The sequence below is a fragment of the Natrinema saccharevitans genome (assembly GCF_001953745.1).
In the GTDB taxonomy this organism is placed as follows: domain Archaea; phylum Halobacteriota; class Halobacteria; order Halobacteriales; family Natrialbaceae; genus Natrinema; species Natrinema saccharevitans.
On the sequence record NZ_LWLN01000001.1, the window covers coordinates 902263 to 924737 of the forward strand.

General features: G+C 67.7%; 21 protein-coding genes, 1 tRNA gene and 1 pseudogene. 10 read left to right on the forward strand and 13 right to left on the reverse strand.

From position 1 onward, the window contains the following. Position 1: 1 nt before the first annotated feature. Together A6E15_RS04655 and trpD are read right to left on the reverse strand one after the other, a co-directional pair. Positions 2-658 (reverse strand): phosphoribosylanthranilate isomerase, encoded by a 657-nt coding sequence (locus tag A6E15_RS04655; RefSeq protein ID WP_076144178.1) that lies wholly within the window; start codon positions 656-658, stop codon positions 2-4. After that, entirely contained in the window at positions 655-1674 is a 1020-nt protein-coding gene (gene trpD, locus A6E15_RS04660) for an anthranilate phosphoribosyltransferase (RefSeq protein WP_076144180.1), read from the reverse strand. The genes A6E15_RS04655 and trpD overlap by 4 nt, the downstream gene beginning before the upstream one ends. A gap of 184 nt (positions 1675-1858) precedes the next feature. Here trpD and A6E15_RS04665 point away from each other — a divergent pair. Beyond that, positions 1859-1933, forward strand: a tRNA-Val gene (locus tag A6E15_RS04665). A 269-nt stretch (positions 1934-2202) separates the two neighbouring features. Here A6E15_RS04665 and A6E15_RS04670 read toward each other — a convergent pair. After that, positions 2203-3249 carry a hypothetical protein gene (locus tag A6E15_RS04670; RefSeq protein WP_076144183.1) on the reverse strand — a complete coding sequence of 349 codons (1047 nt, stop codon included), beginning with the start codon at positions 3247-3249 and terminating at the stop codon, positions 2203-2205. Positions 3250-3334: 85 nt separating this feature from the next. Here A6E15_RS04670 and A6E15_RS04675 point away from each other — a divergent pair, with 85 nt between their 5' ends. Continuing rightward, positions 3335-4243 (forward strand): AEC family transporter, encoded by a 909-nt coding sequence (locus A6E15_RS04675; RefSeq protein WP_076144185.1) that lies wholly within the window; start codon positions 3335-3337, stop codon positions 4241-4243. A 37-nt stretch (positions 4244-4280) separates the two neighbouring features. Here A6E15_RS04675 and A6E15_RS04680 read toward each other — a convergent pair whose 3' ends face one another. The 4 genes from A6E15_RS04680 to A6E15_RS04695 all read right to left on the reverse strand — a co-directional run bounded on the left by A6E15_RS04680 (position 4281) and on the right by A6E15_RS04695 (position 7044). After that, complete coding sequence (locus A6E15_RS04680; RefSeq protein ID WP_076144187.1) at positions 4281-4937, reverse strand: hypothetical protein; 657 nt, start codon at positions 4935-4937, stop codon at positions 4281-4283. Positions 4938-5029: 92 nt separating this feature from the next. Further along, on the reverse strand, positions 5030-5812 hold the full coding sequence (locus A6E15_RS04685) for a YihY/virulence factor BrkB family protein (RefSeq protein ID WP_076144189.1): 783 nt from the start codon (positions 5810-5812) through the stop codon (positions 5030-5032). Between the two features lie 101 nt (positions 5813-5913). Further along, complete coding sequence (locus A6E15_RS04690; protein ID WP_076144191.1) at positions 5914-6654, reverse strand: CAP domain-containing protein; 741 nt, start codon at positions 6652-6654, stop codon at positions 5914-5916. A 72-nt stretch (positions 6655-6726) separates the two neighbouring features. Further along, on the reverse strand, positions 6727-7044 hold the full coding sequence (locus tag A6E15_RS04695) for a lycopene cyclase domain-containing protein (RefSeq protein ID WP_076144194.1): 318 nt from the start codon (positions 7042-7044) through the stop codon (positions 6727-6729). Between the two features lie 104 nt (positions 7045-7148). On the opposite strand from A6E15_RS04695, the gene A6E15_RS04700 reads away from it, so the two are divergent. Then, positions 7149-8306, forward strand: coding sequence for a CBS domain-containing protein (locus A6E15_RS04700; RefSeq protein ID WP_076144196.1), 1158 nt, complete (start codon positions 7149-7151; stop codon positions 8304-8306). 18 nt (positions 8307-8324) lie between these two features. Here A6E15_RS04700 and radB read toward each other — a convergent pair whose 3' ends face one another. Then, positions 8325-9032 (reverse strand): DNA repair and recombination protein RadB, encoded by a 708-nt coding sequence (radB, locus tag A6E15_RS04705; RefSeq protein ID WP_076148187.1) that lies wholly within the window; start codon positions 9030-9032, stop codon positions 8325-8327. Positions 9033-9210: 178 nt separating this feature from the next. On the opposite strand from radB, the gene A6E15_RS04710 reads away from it, so the two are divergent. Then, positions 9211-10002, forward strand: coding sequence for a hypothetical protein (locus A6E15_RS04710; protein WP_076144199.1), 792 nt, complete (start codon positions 9211-9213; stop codon positions 10000-10002). A gap of 77 nt (positions 10003-10079) precedes the next feature. Here the strand turns inward: A6E15_RS04710 and A6E15_RS04715 are convergent, their stop codons facing one another. After that, positions 10080-11594, reverse strand: a complete 1515-nt coding sequence (locus tag A6E15_RS04715; RefSeq protein WP_076144201.1) for a hypothetical protein — start codon at positions 11592-11594, stop codon at positions 10080-10082. A 707-nt stretch (positions 11595-12301) separates the two neighbouring features. Here A6E15_RS04715 and A6E15_RS04720 point away from each other — a divergent pair. Continuing rightward, entirely contained in the window at positions 12302-12634 is a 333-nt protein-coding gene (locus tag A6E15_RS04720) for a hypothetical protein (RefSeq protein WP_076144204.1), read from the forward strand. Beyond that, entirely contained in the window at positions 12631-12933 is a 303-nt protein-coding gene (locus A6E15_RS04725) for a hypothetical protein (protein WP_076144206.1), read from the forward strand. Before A6E15_RS04720 ends, A6E15_RS04725 begins: the two co-directional genes overlap by 4 nt. Before the next feature lie 147 nt (positions 12934-13080). On the opposite strand, the pseudogene larC (A6E15_RS21335) reads toward A6E15_RS04725, so the two are convergent. Both larC (A6E15_RS21335) and larC (A6E15_RS21860) read right to left on the reverse strand, forming a co-directional pair. Beyond that, positions 13081-13373: pseudogene (gene larC, locus A6E15_RS21335) on the reverse strand (nickel insertion protein); the annotation flags it as partial. An 18-nt stretch (positions 13374-13391) separates the two neighbouring features. Beyond that, positions 13392-13706 (reverse strand): nickel insertion protein, encoded by a 315-nt coding sequence (gene larC, locus A6E15_RS21860; protein ID WP_394329267.1) that lies wholly within the window; start codon positions 13704-13706, stop codon positions 13392-13394. Between the two features lie 117 nt (positions 13707-13823). On the opposite strand from larC (A6E15_RS21860), the gene A6E15_RS04740 reads away from it, so the two are divergent. After that, a complete protein-coding gene (locus A6E15_RS04740) occupies positions 13824-16055 on the forward strand; it encodes a CDC48 family AAA ATPase (RefSeq protein WP_076144209.1) in 2232 nt (743 codons plus the stop codon). Positions 16056-16112: 57 nt separating this feature from the next. Here A6E15_RS04740 and A6E15_RS04745 read toward each other — a convergent pair whose 3' ends face one another. Further along, positions 16113-17177, reverse strand: coding sequence for an ATP-binding protein (locus A6E15_RS04745; RefSeq protein WP_076144211.1), 1065 nt, complete (start codon positions 17175-17177; stop codon positions 16113-16115). Between the two features lie 74 nt (positions 17178-17251). On the opposite strand from A6E15_RS04745, the gene A6E15_RS04750 reads away from it, so the two are divergent. The 3 genes from A6E15_RS04750 to A6E15_RS04760 are packed head-to-tail and all read left to right on the forward strand — an operon-like array spanning position 17252 to position 20239. Next, the gene (locus tag A6E15_RS04750; RefSeq protein WP_076144213.1) at positions 17252-17767 is read left to right on the forward strand and encodes a DUF7382 domain-containing protein; all 516 of its coding nucleotides are present in this window, start codon (positions 17252-17254) and stop codon (positions 17765-17767) included. 19 nt (positions 17768-17786) lie between these two features. Next, positions 17787-19028, forward strand: a complete 1242-nt coding sequence (locus tag A6E15_RS04755; protein WP_076144216.1) for a hypothetical protein — start codon at positions 17787-17789, stop codon at positions 19026-19028. Further along, complete coding sequence (locus A6E15_RS04760; RefSeq protein WP_245800531.1) at positions 19025-20239, forward strand: hypothetical protein; 1215 nt, start codon at positions 19025-19027, stop codon at positions 20237-20239. The genes A6E15_RS04755 and A6E15_RS04760 overlap by 4 nt, the downstream gene beginning before the upstream one ends. Here the strand turns inward: A6E15_RS04760 and A6E15_RS04765 are convergent. Further along, entirely contained in the window at positions 20236-22470 is a 2235-nt protein-coding gene (locus A6E15_RS04765; RefSeq protein WP_076144219.1) for an AAA family ATPase, read from the reverse strand. The two genes, A6E15_RS04760 and A6E15_RS04765, sit on opposite strands and share 4 nt — an antisense overlap. Positions 22471-22475: the final 5 nt, after the last annotated feature.

A 22475-nucleotide genomic window follows, 5' to 3' on the forward strand; every position in this document is an offset into this window, starting at 1 on the left:
GTCACGCTTCGGGTTCCGCCCGCTTGCGGGCGGTCTTGGCTCGGTCGACGAACGAGCGAACGGCCTCGCGGTCCTTGACCCCGCCCCGTTCCTCGACGCCGCTGGCGACGTCGACGGCGAAGGGCGCGACGGTTCGGACCGCGTCGCCGACGTTCTCGGGGGTGAGCCCACCGGCGAGGATCAGCGGCGACTCGAGGTCGACCGTGGCGGCGCGGGTCCGGTCCCAGTCGTGGGTGCGGCCGGTCCCGCCGCCGCCCTCGGCGCTGCCCGTGTCGACGAGCAGTCCGTCGACGATCTCGTCGTAGGTCTCGGCGGTCGCGGCGTCGTCGGCGTCGACCGCGAGCAGCAGTTCCGCCTCGAGGTTCGCGCGCAGGTACGCGAGGTCGCCGGGCCGGATGTCGCTGTGGATCTGGAGCGCGTCGGGCTCGATCTCCTCGACCAGTTCGATCGCGTCCGCCGGCCCGTCGGGCATCGTCACGAGGACGCTCGTGACGAACGGCGGGGTCGCCGCCGCGAGCGCCGTCGCCCGCTCGATCGAGACCTCGCGGGGTGTGTCGACCGAGACGTTACAGATGATCCCGACGGCGTCCGCGCCCGCGTCGATCGCCGCCTCGAGGTCGGCCTCGTCGGTCAGGCCGCAGATCTTGACCCGGGTCATCGGTCCCCGGTCGCCTGTGCCGGTACGCCGCGTAACTGGTCGAGCGTCTCGGCGGCCGCGCCCGACTCGATGGCCTCGCGGGCCGCGTCCGCACCGGCCGCGAGCGAGTCGGCCTCGCCGGCGACGTAGATCGCCGCGCCCGCGTTCGCGAGGATGACGTCGCGTTTCGCGCCGGTTACATCGCCCTCGACGATGCCGCGCATGTCCGCGGCGTTCTCCTCCGGCGAACCGCCCGAGATGTCCGCGATGTCGTGGTCGTCGAGCCCGAGATCGGCCGGCTCGAGGGTGTACTCCTCGACCGAATCGCCGTCGACTTCGGCGGCGACGGTGTCGCCGTGGATCGCGATCTCGTCGGTGCCCGCGCCGTGGACGACCAGCGCGCGCTCGGCGTCCATCCGGGCGAGGGCGTCCGCGAGGACCGGGACGAGGTCGGGGTCGTAGACGCCGACGACCTGCGCGTCTGCGCCCGCGGGGTTGGTTAGCGGTCCGAGGACGTTGAAGATCGTCCGCATCCCCAGTTCCTTACGCGGGCCGATGACGGCCTTCATCGCCGGGTGGAAGACCGGCGCGAGCATGAACCCGATGCCGTCCTCCTCGATCGCTTCCTCGACGGCCGGGGGTTCGGCTTCGACGTCGACGCCGACCTCCTCTAAGACGTCCGCGCTGCCCGACGAGGAGGAGACGGAGTAGTTGCCGTGCTTGGCGACCGGAACGCCCGCCCCGCCGGCGACGATCGCGCTCGTCGTCGAGACGTTGATCGTGTCGTAGTCGTCCCCGCCGGTACCGCAGGTGTCGACCAGCGGCTCCCGGTCCGGCGAGATCGTCCGGGCCGCATCGCGCATCCCCTCCGCGAAGCCGGCGATCTCGGCCTCCGTCTCGCCTTTGGCGCGCAGCGCGGCCAGCAGCGCGCCGATCTGTGCCTCCGTCGCGTCCTCGAACACGGCCGTCGAGGCCGCTCGAGCGTCCGCTTGCGTGAGATCCTGCCCGTCCGTGACTCGTTCGACGTATTCCTGCATAGTGAACACCAATGTACGTAGTTGTCTTGTAATGTCCAAATAAGTACATCGACTTAAGCGTGTCGCCCGGCTGCGTGCGGACGAGTCGCGTACGGCAGTCGATTCGAAACCTTCAATTAGTGTGGTCGGCAACGATTGAGTGTAGAGGACGTGGCGACGACGGCCACGGACGAACGCCGAACCAGGGTTGGTGGTCTAGTCTGGTTACGACACCTCCTTGACATGGAGGAGGCCGGCAGTTCAAATCTGCTCCAACCCACTTCTACGACGCAACAACGAGGAGCGAGCGGCATATCTGCGCCCGAACGGAACGGCTTGAGCCCTTTTTACGACCGACTGCGACTGTCGTCTCGAGGCAGTTGTCCACAATTTCGACCGGCTGGAACCGTCGGTCCGATCTTGCAGTCGTCGCTCTCGAGGGGCAGTTGATTCCGAGAAGCCGGCGGAAAATCGGACTCGAACGAGCGACCGGGGTCGTCTCTCCCGACCGTCGGAGTCGCGATCGAAGGACGACTCTCGTAGTCGCGATTACTCGACGGCGTTCCAGGTCGCCGAGGCGGTCACCCGATCGTCGTCGATGTCGACCGAACGCTCGTCGGCGGAGGAACCGAGCGAGTCCTCGAGCGCGCTCGCGTCCGCGTCGCCGAGAACGGCGGCGAACTCGCCGGCGCCGCCGCCGCCGTCGCCGTCGAACGACAGCGAGCTGACGCCGCCCTCGAGCCCCTCGAGTTCGGGATACTCCACGTCCGAGAACTCCCCGCCGCCGCTGGTTCCGCCGTCGCCGTTGAGGTCGATCTCGAACTCGTCCCCGTAGCCCCCGAACGCCACCGCACCGTGGCCGGCGGCAGAGAGGAACCACTCGACGTCCGCGACCTCTTCGGTCGCTCGTTCGGCCTCGCCCGCGGCGGCCTCGATCGGCGTTTTGACCGCGGCGACGGGATCGGTCATCTCGTTGTCGCTGGCGAAGACGATCGCGCTCTCGCCGACCGCGATCGCGCCGGAATTCCCGTCGGCGGGGGTGTAGATGTCGTAGTCGTCGATCCCGTCGCTTCGCTCGTACTGCTTCTCGAACGCCGACTCGGGTTCGGCGGTGAGGACGTCGGCCACTTCGTCGGTGTCGATCTCGCCGGGCAGGACGACCGTCTTGTTCGCCACGAGCGTCGCGTCGGCGCTCGAGTCGAGCGATGCCACGTCCTCGGAGTCGGTCGCCTCGAGGACGCCGGTGAGACCGTAGGAGTTGAGGCCGAACCCGATGGCGAACCCCGCCGCTATCGTTCCGGCCATCGGCAGTCCCATCATCGGGTCGTTCTGATACTCTTCGCCCAGTTCGTCGTCCTGAGTCCCGTCGTCGCTTTCGGAATCCTCGAGGTCCGACCAGTCGATGTAGATGAACCCGACCGCACCCTCGTCGTCGGTGGTGAGCCACTGTGCGTACGTCGGCGGGGAGTCCTCGCCGCCACCGTTGCCGTTGCCGTTACCGTTACCGTCCTCGTCGTCGGAACCGAGACAGCCGGCGGCACCCGCTGCCATCGAGACACCCGTGAGCTTCAGCACGTCGCGGCGGTTCACAGTCATGATAGTACACCTGTCCTGTCACCTATTATAAACCCCCCGAAGCGGATCGAACGGTACAAACCGCGGAACCGACTGAGCGGGGGGTATGGAGGTCGTCGGCCGGTTGCTGGCACTGCTCGTCGTCCTGTTGTTCGGCGCGGGCGTCCGAGCGATCGGCGTCCTCGACGGCCGTCGGACCGCGCTGTTGAACGACCTCGCCTACTACGTCGCGCTCCCGGCGCTGATCTTCGTGTCGACGTTCGACCGCTCGATCGCCGCGTTGCTCTCGCCGGCGCTGCTCGGCGGGCTCTTGCTCGTCGTCTCGGGAACCGCGGGAGTCGCCTGGGCCGTCCACTGGCACCGAGACTCGAGCGCGCGCCGGAGCGTCGCGGTCGTGCAGTCGTATCACTCCAACCTGGGCTATCTGGGGCTGCCGCTGGTCGCCGCGACGTTCGACTCGACGGTCACGGCGATCGCGAGCGTGGTCCTCGGCGTCGTCTCGCTGACCCAGGTCCCGCTGACGGTCGTCGTCCTCTCGACGCTCAACGGGGCCGGTACCTCGGTCACCGACGAACTACGGGGACTGGCGACCAACCCCGTCCTCCTGACGCTGCTGGCGGGACTGACGATCGGCTCGCTCGGGATCGGGGTTCCCTCTCCCGTCGCCGTCGGCCTCGACGCCGTCGGGTCGCTCGCGCTGCCCGTCGCGTTGCTCTGTGTCGGCGCGTCGCTGGACGTCGACCGGTCCTCGATCGACGCGAGCGCGACCGCGGCCGTCGTCGCCTGTAAAGTCGGGCTGATGCCCGTCCTCGCGTGGCTGGTCTTCTCCGCGCTGGCCGTCGACACCGCGACGCTCGTCGCCTGCGTCGTGATGCTCGGCACGCCGACGGCCGTCTCGACGTTCGTCTTCGCGAACGAACTCGGCGGCGACCCGGAGTTCGCGTCGCTGAACGTCTTCGTCACGACGCTGTCCTCGGTCGTGACGCTGTTCGTCCTCATCACGCTGGTCGGCTGATTCCCTCGAGCGAGCGGGGACCGCAAAGAGCGTCGCGTTACGGCGAGAAGAATCGCTTGAGCCGGCCGAGTAGGCCGGGTGAGTCGTCGGACGCGTCGTCTCCCCCGCCGTTCCCGTCGCGATCGACCGAACCGGCGAGCGGGCCGGCGTCGTCGGGCCAGTCGTCGTCCGTCGACCCCGGTGCGGCCCCCGTCTCGAGGTCGTCCATCGAGAGGTCGACGTCGTCGATCTCGGGGGTCGACTCGCGGCCCTCGCCGGCTTCGGCCGCGCGGACGTCCGCGCCGGTCACGTCGCCCGTTTCGACGCGGGCCGCGAGATCCTCGAGGTCGGCGTCGTCCGGGATCGAAGCGGCGGCGGCGTCGATCGAGGTCGGCTCCGACTCAGCGGCGTCCGCGGGCGTGCTGTCACGACCCTCGCCCGCACTCGGCTCCGAGGTCGGTTCGGCGGTCGCGGGATCGGTGGTCGGAACGTCGTCCTCGTCGAACTCGGTCGTCACGGACTCGCTGGCCGTCGTGTCGTCGCTCGAGTCGGCCGCCGACCGGGCCGAATCCAGCGACTCGAGGATGTCGTCGACGCTTTCTTCGGAGACGACCCGCTGGGGGCCGCCGCCGGGCTCTAAGGCGTCGTCGGAGTCGGCGTCGGCCGCGTCCGCCTCGTCGGCCGTGGAGGGACCGGATGATCGCTCGTCGCTCATGGTGGTGGCTGTCGCTGCCGGCGACATAATCCTTCCCCTGTCGGTGGTCGAACGACGAGCCCTATGGACAGTACCCGGACGTCGGGGATGAATCACTCCGCGAGTGCCGGGTTCGCGCGGACGACGTTGAGGACGGCCCCGAACAGAATGATGACGCCCGCGAAGTAGAGCCAGGTGACAAACAGCAACACAGCACCGAGCGCCCCGTAGGCCTCGTACTGGGCAGCGTTGGCCGCGTACAGTTGGAAGCCGAACTGGAGGACGGTCCAGCCGACGGCGGCGAAGACCGCGCCCGGCAGGATCTCGGTCACGTCGACGGGGACCGGCGGCAGAACGTAGTAGATCGGCAGGAAGACGAGAACGAGCCCGGCGAGCAGGGCGAGCCAACTGAGGAGGCCGGCCAGCGGCACGGTGTCGGCGACGAGTCTGATCGCCGCCCCGATCCCGATCATCAGAGCCATCGCGCCCGCGCCCGCGACGAGTACCGTGAGTCCGTCGACGAGCTGCCCGACGAGGCTCTCCTCGGCGACCTCGTCGTAGACCTTGTCGAACGCGAGGCTCAGCCCCCGAAAGACCTTGAGCGCGCCCCAGCCGGCGACGGCGAGCGCGACGACGGTCGCCTCGACCCGTCCGGATTCGGTCGTCAGCGCTTCGGTAACGAGGTCTTCGCCCGACGCCGGGAGGAAGTCCCCGGCGACAGTGATCAGCCGTTCGGCGGCCGCCTCGCCGCCCAGCAGCGAGCCGACGACGAGCGCGAGCAGGACCAGCGGGATCAGCGACACGAACGCGTAGTAGGCGAAGCCGGCCGCGAGAAAGGTCAGATCTCGGTCGCTCGCCGTCCGATAGATCGCAGTGACTGCCTCCGGAAGTTCCATACAGTTCGTACGACGATCAGGCCCAAGAACGTGTAAGTCGTTCGCAGTTCCTGTGTGAGTCTCGCGGTCCGAACGGCCCGCCGACGACCCGAGACGGGCCCTCACCACTCGCGACAGAAGTTCTGGCCGGCGTAGACCGCGCCGTCCTCGTCGATGTAGACGCCGACGCCCGCTCGGTCCCACGTCGGCGTCTCGCCCTCCTCGAGGATCGCCCGCCGGTGATCCGTGGAGTTCATCCACTGATCGACGAGACCGGTCGCGAGCGCCTCGGCGGTCCGGTAGCGGACGACTCCGCCGGTCGGCCGTTCGACGCGTCGGTCGACCCAGGTCATGGCGATGTTCTCGCCGTAGGCCCGACAGTAGTCGTCGACGTCTCCGAAACGATCGTACGGTCCCTCGCCCTCGGGGTTCGTGTGCGCGAAGTAGTCCCGTTGACCCATATCGTGAGTGTGTGCCCGAGCGACCGACGCGACGGTCCCGTCCCACTCGAGGGGCTCGAGACCGCGCTCGGCACGGCGCTCGTTGATTTCGGCGTGGACGAAGTCCTCGACGGTCGGCGAGGTGATCGTCTCGACGTCGGTTTCGTACCGGGTCACGCCCGGATCGTCGGGATCCGTTACCGGCGGATTGCGCTCGCCGGCCGGCGGCGGCTCGGAACTGGGCGCGGGCCCCTCGCCGAGGCCGAGGTCGTCGACCACCTGTGGGGCGAACACGGTGGCCCCGACGGCGAGGGAGACGACGAGCGCGACCGCGACGAGCAGGCTGGCCAGTCCCCGGAGCAGCGCCCGGTCGACTCGCTCGGTCGTCTCACCGTCCGTTCCATCGGATCGTCGCTCGTCCATCGAATCGACGGTCCACTCGTCGGTACAAGAGCGTCGGGACGGACTACAGTGAGTGAGAGCGCCGCGACCCGATCACGGGCTCGCGGTCGTGTCGCCGTCGCCGAAGATCGTCTCGTGCATCCCGATCACGAGGCCGGGAACGACCGCCATGAACAGGTGTTCCTCGAGGGGGATGCCGGCGACGTCGATCCCGGTCCGAAGTTTGATGTCGAAGACGCCGACGGCGAGGGTATAGCGGTCCCAGATGTAGGCGATGGGGTACAGCGCGAGGATCGTCACGGCGGCCTTCCGGACGGCGTTCGCGCGACGCAACAGGAGCGCAGCGACGATTCCCCAGACGAGTTCGGTCACGAGGTAGGTGTAGCGTCCGAAGACGCTGATGTCGACCATCGACGGCCATTCAACGGCCAGTATAAAAACACCCGGGCTGAAGCCACCCGGATAAAACGTGCAGTATTTTAAATACCCCGGCGGCTCTACGTTCACGCAGAAAGATGAATATCGCTGATATCGCCACCACGGAGTTCATCGAAGTCGACGTCGGAACGCGAATGGGGAAGGTTCGGTCCATGTTCGAAGACGGCAACCCCAAGGGGATCATCGTCACGAACGACGGGGACTACGAGGGGGTCATCAGCGAGCGGGAGGTTCTCCAGTCCCACGTCGAGGACGACGCCAAGGTGGCGGCACTGACGAAGCCGAGCCGGAGTACGCCCTCACCCAAGGTCGACCGACAGGAGGATGTCCGGGAGACCGCCCGCGTTCTCGTCGAGAGCAACGCGAAGGTCGCGCCGGTCTTCGAGAACGACGACCTCTGGGGCGTCATCACCGACGACGCGATCCTCGAGGCCGTTCTCGAGAACCTCGACGCGCTGACCGTCGACGACATCTACACCGCCGATCCGGTCACGGTCACCGAAGACGACGGGATCGGCAAGGCGATCAATCTCCTGCGCGAACACGGTATCTCTCGCCTGCCCGTCATGAACGAGAACGGCTACCTCGCCGGGGTCGTCACGACCCACGACATCGCCGACTTCGTCATCCGGGAGAACCACACGACGACGACCGGCGACCGGGTCGGTGACAGCCAGCGTCTGCTCGACGTGCCCGTCTACGACATCATGACCAGCCCCGTCGAGACGACCACGCTGGACACGACCGCGAAAGCGGCCGTCGAGACGATGCTTGGCAACGACTACGCGGGGCTTATGGTCACGCCCGAGGACGACGGTCGGGTCGTCATCGGCGTCATCACCAAGACCGACGTCCTGCGGGCGCTGACCTTCACCGAAGAGGAACACATGGACGTTCAGATCACCAACATCTCGATGCTCGACACCATCACTCGAGAGGGGATCGTCGAGAGCATCGAGGAGGTCGTCGACAAGTACCAGGACATGCAGGTGATGCACGCCCACGTTCGGTTCAAGGAACATCAGGAACGGCTCCGCGGAACGCCGCTCGTGCAGTGTCAGATCCGCCTGCGAACGAACAAGGGTCAGGTCGCCGGAACCGGCGAGGGCTACGGCTCGGAGAACGCCTTCCGCGTCGCGCTCGACAAACTCGAGCGCAACGTCCTCGAACTCAAAGGCGTCACCAGCGACGAGGAGTACCGCGGCCAGCTCCTGCGGAAGCTCAACGAACTGTAGCGCCGACTCGGTGCGGGCTCAGTGGCGCGCCGACTCCTCGCCGCCCTCGAGCCCCCGATCCGTGATCCGGAACTGAACCGACTCGCCGGCCGGCTTCGAGCGGTGTTTCTCCAGCGTCGCGCGTCGGTTCCCGCCACGGAACCGCTCCAAGCGGACGACGGTCCCGGTCCAGTGTTCCAACGTGTTACCGCCCAGTCCCCGGGTCCGATCCGAGTCGGGATCCGAAAAGACCTGGTTCGTCAGGACGACCGCCAGATCGTGTTTCCGCGCGAGCGAGAGCAGGTGAGTCACCTGCCGGGTGACGCTGCGCAGCGCCTCCCCCTCGTCGCCGTCGGCGGTGCGCTCGAGTCGGTAAAATCCCGTCGCGCTGTCCAGTACGATCAGTTCCGCGCGCTCGGCGAACTCCTCGGCGTCGCGGACGGCCTCGGCCTGTTCCTCGAAGTCGACGGCGTCTTCGATGACGATCCGCGAGGCGACGGCCTCGAGGTCCCCGTCGTCGACGCTCCCCTCGAGCAACTGCTCGAAGCGGTCGACCGAGACGCCTTCGGTATCGATATAGACGACGGTCCCCCCGTCGACGGCCGTCTCGACGGCCGCCGACAGCGCGAGGTTCGTCTTCCCGGCCGCCGGCGGGCCGTACAACTGCGTGACGGTCCCGCGTTCGAACCCCCCGTCGAGCAACTCGTCGACCGGGCCACAGCCGGTCGGGATCGCCTCGTCGGTCACGGTTCGAGTTGACGGGGTACGCGCAAAAAGGCCCCGGAACGGGCCGACGCGGGACACCACCGCCGCCTCGAGGGCCATCGCGGCCCGATACCGTCGGTGCCTGTCTCCGACCGACGGGCCGTCCCGATGATCGAACCCGGTCGCGTACGTTTATTCCTCGGGGGAGCGAAGGTCGCCCGTGATCGTCGTCGCTACGGCCGACTTCGAGGTGTACCACGGCGTCGTCAACGAACTTCGCGACCGCGGTACGACGTTTACCACCGTCGAACTCGACGAGGAACTCCCCCAGCGGACGAGCGTCGTCATCTCCGACGCGGACAGCGCCGACGCGTTCGCGGACGCAACGACCGTCGTCGCCGATCCGGACGATCCGCGGCGCGCGGTCGACCGGGCGCTGGCGGCCGTTCGCGGCGACGGCGGCCGGACGATCATCGGCGTCGATCCCGGCCGCAAACCCGGCATCGCCGTCCTCACCGGCGAGACGGTCGTCGCCGCCTTTCAGGTCCCGCTCTCCGACGCCGTCGACGTGATCGAACGCGAAGCCGCCGACGCGTCCGCCCCGGTCGTCCGGATCGGCGACGGCTCCCGCCTCGAGAGCGCGACGCTGGTCAACGACCTCGAGGACGTCCGGGTCGAACTCGTCGACGAGACGGGGACGACCCCCTACCTCGGAACGGGCGCGCGGGGGATGGGCGACGTGCTGGCCGCGGTCAACATCGCCCGGCTCGAGGGCGAGGTCGCCGACGAACGGGAGATCGAGCCGACCGCGGGCGAGATTCAGGTCATCAAGGACCGCTCGCGCGAGCAAAGCGAACACAACCGGGCGATCGACGAGGGTCTGGCCCGGCGGGTCGCCGCCGGCGAGTTGACGGTCGACGAGGCGCTCGCGCGACACCGCGACGACGGGACTGGATCGGAAACCGGGTCGAGCGAGACGGACGACGCCGACGGCTCGGAGCCGTCATCGTAGGGCGCGGAAAACCGGACAAAAGAAACGGATACGTCGGTCACTGCGGTCGAAAATCGACCGTGTGACTGATCGATAGGTTACGCGCCGACCCAGGCGTTCGTCGAGGCGACCGACGTGAGCTGGACGTTTTCGTTCTCCTGCAGGCTGATCTGTGAACTCCCGGCGCTGCCGCCGTCTTCAGCGACCGCGACGGAGGTGTGCTGCTCGTTCAAGTTCTCCTGCGTGATGAACTGCTGCTGGGCGATGGCGGCGCTTGCCTCCTGCTCGACGTCGTTCGTCTGCGTGGCGTTACCGGCGTAGTCGTACGACGTGCCGGGCGCCATCCCCGCGTTCCCGTCGACCGTGACGGTCGTACTCGAGGTCCGGGTGACGTCGTCGGAGACGTAGCCCGGGCTCGCGTAGACGTTGAGCGCGTCGGCGTAGGCCAGTTGCGCGTTGTAGTTCTGCTGGTAGGCGAGCTGGATCGCCGTGGCCTCGCTCCCGTTCTGTGCGAGGGCCATGGCGGTGTTCTGGAGGTTGATGTTCCGCTGTTCGACCTCCTGTTCTTGGGCTACGGCCGCGGTCGCGGTCTGTTCGGTATCGTTGAGGTCGTCGTTCTTGTCCTTCTTATCGGGGCCGTGCGTGTCCGTCTCGGTCGAGAGAACCTCGCCGCTGACGTCGCCCGCGGTCGCGACGTTCATCCCGAGAGAAGAGGCCATCAGGTTCGAGGCGGTGGCGCTGCCGAACTGCTCGTTGAGGTTGCTCTGGTCGGTAAACTGGATCGCCGTAGCGGTGCTATTCTCGCCGATCGCGATGGCGACTGCACCGCCCTGTTCGTTGACATTCTGTTGAGCGACGTCCTGGGACTGATCGAGCGACGCGGATGCGCTCTGGCCTGTTCCGGACTCGTCGCCGGATTTGTCCTTCGCGTGGCCGAACTCCCCGTCACCGAGGTAGACGTTCGAAGCGTTGGCCATTCCCTCCTGTAGGTTCTCGTTTCGCTGGTAGGACTGCTGGAGTGCAGTCGCGTCGCTGTCGTCCATGGCGAACGCGAACGCGGTGCTCTGGTTGTTGTAGTTGACCTGGCCGACCGTCTGGGACTGGGTCACGCTGGCGATGGCCTCTTCGGTCTCGGTCCCATCGTCATCTTTCTTGTCCTTGATCCCCCAGCCGTCGAACTGCTGGTCGTCGCCGTTACCGATGATGATATTGACCTCGCCGACGTTCTCGAACTGCGTCTCCGCGCTCCGAACGTCGACGTTTCCGGTGGTCGCCTCACCGGTCTGGACGTTGTCGTTCTGCTGGTTGGCCTCCTGAATGGCGGTCGCTTCGCCACCGTCGATCGCGATCGACACTGCCGAGCCCCGTTCTTGGAGCTCGACCAGATCGACGTCCGGATGCTGGATGACTTCGGCACCGGAACTGTTCGCATCGTTCGCGTGTTCGTCGATGTACTCCTCGAGCGACTGCTCACCGAGGTCCGCGCCGAAGACGAGATACAGCTCCTCGCCGTCCTCGAGCGTGTGTATCGTGTCACTGTTGGCCGCGGCGTCCTCGGCGGTCGCCGCGGGGACGCCGACTGCTACCATCGACAAGGCCACCATACAGGCCATAAGAACCGTCGTAGTTCGTGATCGTCTCGTTGTGTCGTGTTTCATTGATCGTTGGATTGGTGTCGTGATGGTCTTTCGTTTCTGAGTCTCTGCGATGCGAACCATCCTATCCGCATGAGTCCCTTTGTTATCTACAGGTTGGGGCCGGTATGGAGTGGACTAGAGATCCGAAGGTGACCGCTTACGGAACGAAATCGGAGACTTGGACTGCTGTAGCCCGTATTCGGCGAATTAAACGACCGAATTCCGATCGTAAGTCGGCGTGACGAGAGAGCACGAAAACAGTCGATACTGTCCCGTCCCGACGATTGTTTCGGAGGTCGAATGCGGTGATTAGGGTTTCATACTCAAGTACCAACGGCTTTACAGCGAATATTGCGGTGACGGCGTAGGGCGACGCTTCCGTCGAAACCAAAGGGGCGAATGCGCTACGATCAGCCGAATCCGGATAAGGCCACGCCTACAGGAAGTGAAAAACCACTTGCAGCCGTAAGAGAAGCCCTCAGTCGCTCTAATTCCGCTATTCTTGCCGAAACCGTTTACCGGGTTCAAATAGGTTCCCGTTCAGGTGGCCACTGGGAAACGCGCCACAGCGGGGAGTGACCGGGAGACGACGGCCGAATTCGCGACGAGCGATAGCACCGTCATTCGACGGGACGGCCCCTCGAGGGCGGCCCCAGCGTGGCGTGGTACCCACACATAACACAATGAACCGCGCACTCACGCTCGCACTGACGGTAGCACTGATCGGTGGCCTCGCGTTCATGGGGGCCGCGGGAACAGCCGCAGCGACTGACGACGGCCAGTCGAACGACGCGGACATCGACCAAGACCAGAGAGTCGCTCAGGGAGCCGACGTCTCGAGCGAGGACAGTTGGGCGATCGCAGTGGACTTCGGCGATAAAGGCAACGGTGACGGACCGACGGCCAACACCGGAAACGAAGTGAAGCAGACGTCGGACAATCACCAAAACGCTGACATCTACCAGGACAACGAGAACATCGAAGATTCCCTTTTCGTCGAACTGGGTGGCCTATGAACCGCGCACTCACGCTCGCACTGACGATCGCACTGATCGGTAGCCTCGCGGTTACGGGACTCGCCGGAACGGCCGCAGCCGCCAGCCAGTCGAACGACGCGGATATCGATCAGGACCAGACCGTCGTACAGACGTCCTCCTCGTCCAGCGATGGCAGCGTCGCGATAGCCATCGGTGACGATTCCGAGGCGAACAGCGGGAACTACGTCGAACAGAGCAGCACGAACACCCAAACCGCGACGATAGACCAGTACAACAGCAACACCGAGGATTCCGTGTTCTTCACCCTCGGATTCTGAGGTGACGGAACCCGTTCGGTGACTCCCTCTTTTTGTGGTTGATGCGGCCGCGGTAACCGGTCGGAGACGCGTTTCGTCCGACTCACTCGACGACGCATCGGCTCGATCCGCCACCCGACGAAGCACATCCTGAACGGGACGGCCGCTCTACCGGGCTACCGCCGCCGCGTCGTCGTACTCCGCGCTCACGTCGCAGACCTCGCCGTCGGCGTCGCTGGCGATCTTCACGGTGACTTCGTCCGCCTCGCCGTCGATCTCGAGGCTCACAGTCTCGAACGCCCGCTCGGCGATCCATCGATGCGTGGCCCCTGCATTCCGGACGCCGAGCGTGCCGGTCTCCTCGGCCAGCGCTCGAGCGACCCGTTCCCGATCCGCGGGGTTGCAGATGCCCGGGCCGGGGACTCTTTCATCGTCGCGGACAGGATCGGCACGTCTCGCGCCCGCGTCCACGAGAGTTGTTACGTCTCGGCGTGGTCGTGTACATGATCATCGTCGGGGAGGACCACGTCGACGATCGTGGCCGCGATCCCGGCCTTTTCGGTCTCGTCGATCCGATAGGCCGCCGACAGTGCCTCGGTCACCGGTTCGAGGGCGTCGACGTGGGCACCGGCGTCTCTGAACGCGGCGAGAATCAGGTCGACGCTTGCTCCCATCCGGCCGTCGAACGCGAGAACTCCCGGGCCCGTTTTCGGAGCGGAAAACGCAAAAACCAACCACCGTTCCGAGGTCGGCCGGCTGTCGATAGGGACCAAAACCCACCGAGGCCGGTACATCTTTGTAGCCGCCGGTCGGAGATGAGTATGGTAGCTACTAGCACAGGAAATGACTCACCCTAGCAAAAAACCTATCCGCGCACGAATCGGAGTCAATCACATCGCCGTCCCCAAATCATGAACGAAGTCCAACTGGAGGTTGCGAAGGCGTACCCGAACGATTCGGGTCGTGGTATCGCCCGACTCGACCCGGACACGCTGTTGCATCTGAAGCTGAGTCCGGGCGACATCATCGAGATCGAGGGTGCAGACACCACTGCCGCGAAGGTCTGGCGCGCCGACCGGCAGGACTGGAACACCGACACGGTCCGCATCGACGGCTTCACGCGCCAGAACGCCGACGTCGGCATCGGCGAGCGGGTGACGATCCGCAAGGCCGAGGCGACGAAAGCCGACAAGCTCGTCCTCGCACCGCCGGAGGAGGCGTCGGTCCAGTTCGGTTCCGACGCCGCCGGCATGGTGAAACGCCAGATCCTCAAGCGACCGGTCGTCGGTCGCGACATCGTCCCGGTGATGTCCTCGACGAATCATCCGTTCATGCGGTCGCCCGGACAGGCGATCCCGCTGATCGCCGTCGAAACCGAGCCCGAGGGAGTAGTCCTCATCACCGAGGACACCGACGTCGAACTCCGCGAGGAGCCGATCTCGGGGTTCGAAAAGACCGGCGGCGGGATCACCTACGAGGACATCGGTGGCCTCCAAAACGAGATCCAGCGGGTCAGGGAGATGGTCGAACTCCCGATGAAACACCCGCAGATCTTCAAGAAGCTCGGCATCGAGCCGCCACAGGGCGTCCTGCTGCACGGCCCGCCGGGCACCGGGAAGACCCTGCTGGCCAAAGCGGTCGCCAACGAGACCTCCGCCAGTTTCTTCTCTATCGCCGGGCCGGAGATCATCTCGAAGTACTACGGCGAGTCCGAACAACAACTCAGGGAGATCTTCGAGGACGCGACCGAGGAATCGCCCTCGATCATCTTCATCGACGAACTCGACTCCATCGCACCCAAACGCGAGGACGTCACCGGCGAGGTCGAGCGCCGGGTCGTCGCCCAGCTGCTGACGATGATGGACGGCCTCGAGTCCCGGGGCCAGGTGATCGTCATCGCAGCGACCAACCGCGTCGACAGCGTCGATCCCGCGCTCCGACGGCCGGGTCGGTTCGACCGCGAGATCGAGATCGGCGTCCCCGACGAGACGGGCCGCGAGGAGATCCTGCAGATCCACACCCGCGGGATGCCACTCTCCGACGACGTCAGTCTCGGGCATCTGGCCGACGAGACCCACGGCTTCGTCGGTGCCGACATCGAGAGCCTGACCAAAGAGGCGGCGATGAAGGCGCTCCGGCGCTACCTCCCCGAGATCGATCTCGACGAGGAGGACATCCCGCCGAGCCTGATCGACCGGATGATCGTCAAACGCGAGGACTTCAGCGGGGCCTTGAACGAGGTCGAACCCTCGGCGATGCGGGAGGTCCTCGTGGAACTGCCGAAGATCTCCTGGGACGACGTCGGCGGCCTCCACGACGCCAAGGAGCAGGTTCAGGAATCGGTCGAGTGGCCGCTCTCGAACCCCGAGCGGTTCGACCGGCTCGGTGTCGACCCGCCGGCCGGCGTCTTGCTGTACGGCCCGCCGGGCACCGGGAAGACGCTGATGGCGAAAGCCGTCGCCAACGAGACCAACGCCAACTTCATCTCGGTGCGTGGGCCACAGTTGCTCTCGAAGTGGGTCGGCGAGTCGGAGAAGGCCATCCGCCAGACCTTCCGCAAGGCCCGCCAGGTCTCGCCGACGGTCATCTTCTTCGACGAACTCGACGCGCTCGCGCCCGGACGGGGCGGTGAGACCGGCTCGAACGTCTCCGAGCGGGTCGTCAACCAGCTGCTGACCGAACTCGACGGCCTCGAGGACATGGGCGACGTGATGGTCATCGGCGCGACCAACCGACCGGACATGATCGATCCCGCACTGCTGCGCTCGGGGCGCTTCGACCGGCTGGTCATGATCGGGCAGCCCGACGTCGACGGCCGCGAACGCATCCTCGAGATCCACACCCAGGACACGCCGCTGGCCGCCGACGTCACCCTGCGCGAGATCGCCGAGATCACGGACGGCTACGTCGGCAGCGACCTCGAGTCGATCGCCCGCGAGGCGGCCATCGAGGCGCTGCGCGAGGACGAGGGGGCCGACGTCGTCGAGATGCGACACTTCCGCCAGGCCATGGAGAACGTCCGGCCGACGATCACCGACGACATCCTCGACTACTACGAGCGGATCGAAGAGGAGTTCCGCGGCGGTGGCGGCGGCGGTCCCGACCCGACGGGGCGGCGCGGCAGCCGGATCGGCTTCCAGTAACGCGAGCGACCTCTTTTTCGCCGTTGCGTCGCGATTCGAAAGTCCCACAGGTCGTCGTCATTGCTCGAGGACGGTCACGTCGCTCGCGGCCGGACTGTCGCCGCCGTGTGGCGTGTCCCGTTCCCGCACCCGGCCCGCGTGGATCGTTTCCGTGGCGTCGTCGATGACGAGGACCTCGCCGGGGGCCTCCGGCAGCCGGTCGGCCTCTGCCAGCGACCCGCCCACGTAGGTCGGCTGGGCGGCCTCGAGCGCCGCCAGATCGTCCCCGGCCGTGAGCCGGTGCGAGACGAGGATATCGGACTGAGAGATCCCGACCGCGGGGAGCGCGCTCGGACGCTGTGTCGCAGCCACGAGGCTGACGCCGGGCGCGCGGCCGCGAGTCAGGATCGTCTCGAGGGCGGGCGCGGCCACGCCGTCGAAGAAGGCGTGGGCCTCGTCGAGCAGGAGCCAGGGGAGCCGGTCGATCGCGCCGTCGACGCGGGCGCGATACAGCGCTTCGGCGATCCCGCGACAGACGGCGTTCATCGGGGCGGCCGCTCGGCTGGAGACGTCGACGACCGTTATTTCGGGGCTGGCGAGCGCTCGAGCGCCGAGTCCGTCGGCGTCGAAGACGTCCCACGAGTCGGCCAGCCGCAGGTGGTTCGTCGCGGCGCGTCGCGCGGCGCGTGCCGCGTCCGCCGACTCGACGTGGGTTCGCATGCCGTCGATCGTGGATTCTGTCTGTGCGGCCCGCCAGAGCAGGCTTCCGGCGGCGCTTTCCGGCGAGAGGCCGAGCAGCGTACACCACGACCGGGGGTCGAGCGACGCGGGCGCGACCGTCGGCTCCGCGACGACCGTCGCCGGGACCGGCTCACCGTCCGCCGACGCCGCGAGCGTCGCGAACGCCCCCATCGGATCGACGACGACCGGTGCGAGGCCGCGTGCCCGCGCGAGCCCCTCCGCGATCACGCCCATCGTGTGGGACTTGCCGTAGCCGCGTTTGCCGACGAGGGAAATCGCGTGTGGGGAGTCCAGATCGAGCGCGAGCGGGGCGCCGTCGCTGCCGTCGAGCGCCCGGTAGACACCGAGTCGACAGACGGGGCCGTCCTCGCGATCGGCGTCGCGACCGAGTACGAAGGTCACGGCCCCGACTCCCGCGGCTTCGTATTTGAACCTGCGTCCCACCGTTTACAACGGAAGCCGCGGCCAGCACGCCCATGGGTTCGAACCGGACCGATTCCGATTCGAGGGACGGACCGCATCGCTCGCCGACGTCGTTCGCTCGCGACGACCGCGCGATCGAGGGGCTGCCGATCCGGCTGGTCATCGCGCTGGTCGTCGGGGTCGCGGCGCTGGCGATCATGCTGAACATGCTCGGCGGGATCGGCAGCGTCGGCGATACGGAAGTGACCGTGAAGATCGCCGACGACGATCAGGTGATCGAGGCGGACGCGACCGGGAGCGACGCGAAAGTCGATGTCTACGCGATCGACGAGAACGGGAACAACGTCTCGGACGCGACGATCGTCGCGACCGCCGACTCGGCACAGCTCGACGGCGTCCTCGACGAATCGACCGGCGACGACAATCACGCACAGCTCGATTTCGGCGGCGATCAGAGCCTGCGGGCCGATCAGGACATGGGGTCGATCCAGCTCGAGGTGATCCCGCCGTCGGACAGCAACTACATCGACGAGCAGCCGAACCCGACCATCCGGGTGGTTTCCCGATGACCGGCGGCCCCGGCCACCGATGATCGAAATCACGACGGAACTCGTCGTCGGCGTCGCGTTCGGCTTCGTCGTCGGCGTCGGTCCCGCGATCGCCGTCGGGGTCCTCGCCGCCGGGATCAGCATCCGAGGACGACACCTCTCGCTGCCGCTCGGCGTCGCGGTCGCCGGCGGACTCGCCGGATGTAACGGCTATCTCGTCGGCCTCTTCGAGGGCGGAATGGGCCCACTACGGGTCCCTCGCATCGGTGCCGCGGCGCTCGTCGTCGCATTGCTCGCCGTTTTCGCGGCCAGTCAGGGCGAGCGCGTCGCCTCGGAACTCCCGATCGGGACCGACCGGCCGACCGTTCGGACGCGGTCGCTGTCGGCCGCCGCCATCGACGCGGTCGACGCCATGGGACAGGTGCAGATCCGGACGACCGGCGACGTTCGCGATATCGACGGCTACCCGCCGCTGTCACCGGACGTGCGGGCAGCGATCGAGGCGGACGCGTGGCGACTGCCCGCGGACCTGCCGCTTTCGGCCCTCGAGAGCCGGCTGGCGACCCGGCTCCGCACCGAGTACGACCTGACGGCCGCGTCGGTATCGGTCGACGGACGCGGACGGGCGACCGTCGCCGCCGCACCGCCGACCGACGGCGATGCGGCGTCGGTCCCGGACGGCTGGCGTGCGGTTTCGGTCTCCGGCCCGTCCCCGCCCGGGCTGGAACCCGGGACGACTGTCGAGGTCTCCGCTCGAGACGCGTCGACAGCCGGGACCGTCCTGTCCGTCGACCGGGACGCTCGCTCGGAGCGAGTGGCGGGGGCCGACGATTCGGTCGACAAGTACGGGGCCGTTACCCTCGCCGTTCCCGCAACCGACGCCGCGCCGCTACTGGCCGCGGATCGCGTTCGCATCGCCGTTCCCGCGGCCGGCCACGACCCCGAACGGGAGGCGATCGCCCGCCTCGAGCGCGCGGGCTACGTAGTCCGGCACGTCTCCGGCGGCGCGATCGCATCGACGCTCGAGGCGGCCGAGACCGACGATCCGATCCACCCCGTTGTGGCGAGTTCACCGGCAGACGCCGATGTGATCGAGACGGCGGGAGCAAAGCCCGTTGCCGACCGGAACCGGTGGCAGCTCGATCCGGATCCGGAGGGACTCGAGAAACGGGAGTCGGTGTTCGTCGCGGGGGAGAAAGTCACTCTCCAGCGCTGCATCGGCGATGCTCGCGACTCGCGGCCACCGCCGCCCGTCGAGACGGCGACGGAGGTGTCACCATGAGCGTCATCGCTCAGACGGTCGTCACCGAGTGGACCGAAACGGCGGTACGCAACGTCATCGGACTCGCCCTCCTGTCTGGGCTCGTCGCGACGGTCGTCGCGTTCGGCTACCGCATCGCGAGCGCTCGAGCGCTCCCGGTCGGCGTGGGGCTGTTCGCGGGGCTCGGCGTCGCCCTCGGCTGGCTGAACGCGGTCGGGCTCGGCCGGTCGACGATGATCGGCGGGACGCCGCTCGTTCACTACGCCACTGCCGCGTACGTCCTCGGGACGATCGCCGCGAGCGCCCTCAGCGCCGAAGGTGGCCGACGGGTGGGCGATCGGATCGCCCGCGATGTCTTCGATATCGAGCGCCCGGGCGCGTCCGGCGAGATCGCCGCACTCGTCCGGTCGGCGCGGCTCCCGTCGGTCGTCCGACTGCCCGACCGGATCGACGACGCGGCGGGCTACCCGCCCGTCGAGCCGTCGATCAAACGCGACCTCGCCGGCGGAACGGTCCTGTTGCCGCAGGTCGATACCGACGCGGCGCTTCGAACCCGGCTCTCGACCCGGCTCGAGCGCGATTACGATCTCGGCCACGTCTCGATCACGGTCGGGGCCGACGGGGCGATCGACCGGCTCGCGATCGGCCGCGCCCGATCGGGGATCGCAGCGACCATTCCACCGGGATCCGTCGCGGTGGCGATCCGCGGTGAACGGGCACCCGCCGTCGGCGCGGGCGATCCCATCGAAGTCTGGGCGCCCGCCGACGGCTCGAGCCGCCTCGTCGCGACCGGACGGCTGTGGGCTATCGACGGCGACGCCGCGACCGTCGCCGTCGACGCCGATGCCGTCGATCGACTCGGTACCGGGCCCGACACGCGGTATCGACTCGCGGCCCGGTCCGAGGCCCCGGACGACGGCTTCCGGCTGCTCGCCGCGCTCCGGGCGGCCGACGGGACGGTCCGCTCGGTCACCGTCGACGATGGCGGGACGCTCGAGAACGTCTTCGTCGGGTGGGTTCCGGGGACCGTCCTCGCCGTGGTCCGCGACGGCGAGGTCCGCCCGTTCCCGGCGGACAACCTGACGCTCCGAGCGGGCGACGACCTCTCGGTTCTCGGTACCGTCGACGAACTGCGCTCGGTGTCGCCGGGCGCGGACGATCGGGACGGCACCGACCGGACCGCCGACGCCGACGAGTCGGCCTCGGACCGCCGGCCCGCGACCCGGCCCTAGGGCCGGTCGGTCGCGTCCCGTGCGGCCTCGAGGTGGCGGCGCTCGATGCGGACCTCGTCGGCCTTCTCGTTTGCCGTCTCCGGGCCGTACTCGTCCGCGACCTCTCGGATCGCACGCATCGATGCGTCCCTGACCAGCGCCTCGAGATCGGCACCGGTGTAGCCCTCGAGTTCGGCCGCCAGCGCGTCGACATCGACGTCGTCGGCGAGCGGCTTGCCCTCGGTGTGGACCGCGAGGATCTTCTCTCGAGCCGCTCGGTCGGGTTCGCCGACGAAGACGTGTGTGTCCAGTCGGCCGGGTCGAAGCAGTGCCGGATCGATCTGGTCCTTCCGGTTGGTCGCGGCCAGCACGACGAGATTGGGATTCTCCCGCATTCCGTCGAGTTCGGTCAGCAGTTGCGAGACGACCCGTTCGGTGACCTCGTGACCCTCGCCGCGGGCGGCGGTGATCGCGTCGATCTCGTCGAAGAAGACGATCGAGGGTGCCGACTGGCGGGCGCGCTCGAAGACTTCCCGGATCGCCTTCTCGCTCTCACCGACGTAGCGGTCGACGATCTCGGGACCGTCGACGCGGACGAAGTTGACGTCCGTCTCGCCCGCGAGCGCGCGAGCGAGCAGCGTCTTGCCGGTCCCTGGCGGGCCATGGAGGAGGACGCCCGAGGGTGGATCGGTGTTGGTCTCCTCGAAGAGCCGGTCGTAGGTCAGCGGCCACTCGACGGATTCCCGGAGCGTCTGCTTGGCCGCCTCGAGGCCGCCGACGTCGTCGAAGTCGGTGGTCGGTGACTCGGCGACGTACTCGCGCATCGCGGAGGGCTCGACCGACGCGAGCGCGGCGTCGAAGTGGGCCTTTCGCACCGTCGGGTTCCGATTCCAGTCGCGACGCTCGTCGGTGTCGGTCGGCCTGTCGCGGATGGCGGCCATCGCGGCCTCGCTCGCGACCGCGTCCAGGTCTGCCCCGACGAACCCGTGGGTCCGTCGGGCGATTGCGTCGACGTCGACGTCGTCGGAAAGCGGCATCCCCCGGGTGTGGACCTCGAGGATCTCCCGGCGGCCCTCCTCGTCGGGGACGCCGATCTGAATTTCGCGGTCGAAGCGACCGCCCCGTCGGAGTGCGGGGTCGATCGTATCGACGCGGTTGGTCGCGCCGATGACGATCACCTCGCCGCGGGCATCGAGGCCGTCCATCAGCGTCAGTAGCTGGCCGACGATCCGATTCTCGGCGTCGCCCTCATCGTCTCGCGCGCCCGCAATGGAGTCGATCTCGTCGAAGAAGATAATGGTCGGCGCGTTCGCCTCGGCCGTCTCGAAGACCTCGCGGAGCCGTTCCTCGCTTTCGCCTTTGTACTTCGACATGATCTCCGGCCCCGAGATCGTCTCGAAGTTGGCGTCGACCTCGTTGGCCACCGCCCGTGCGATCAGGGTCTTCCCGGTGCCCGGCGGGCCGTACAGCAAGACGCCGGACGGCGGCTCGACGCCGAGACGGCGGAACAGCTCCGGTTCCGACAGCGGGAGTTCGATCATCTCGCGGACCTGCTCGAGTTCCTCGTCCAAGCCGCCGATGTCCTCGTAGGTGACGCCCGAACTCGGCTCGGGCTCGCCGCGGTCGCTCGCGTCGTCGGACGGCACGGTCGCGGCTCCCCCGTTGCTGGTATCCGAACCGCCGCGGGCAGCAGTGTCGGCGCCGGCGTCGCTCGACCCGACAGCGCCCGATCCCGCGTCGGCGTCGACGATTCGGACGGTCGTCTCGTCGGTGATCCGCACGTCGCCGTTCGGATCGGTGTCGGTCACCCTGAACGGTTGCTGGTCGATCCCCTCGATCCGGATCTGTTCCCCGGCGCGCACCGGTCGGTTCCGGAGTCGCTTCGACGCGTCGGCTTCGGCGGCCCGCTGCTGGCGGTCCGAGAGGCCGGGCGGCGCGACGAGGGTCACGCGATCGGCGTCGGTGATCGTCGACTTGTCCTTGGCCCGGACGGCGACCGTATCGCCGACGTGGACGCCCGCGTTCGCGCGCGTATCGCCGTCGATCTGGATCGCCGTCTCCGGGACGGACGCGTCGGCCGGCCACATCTTGGCGACCGTCGTTGCCGAGCCCTCGATCACGACGGTATCGCCGCTGAGAACACCGAGCTGTCGCCGCGCCCGCTCGGGGATGCGGGCGACGCCCCGGCCGGCGTCGCCTTTCTCCGCAGCGCGAACCGACAGCGTCACGCCGTCCGATTCCGACGAACTCATACCCG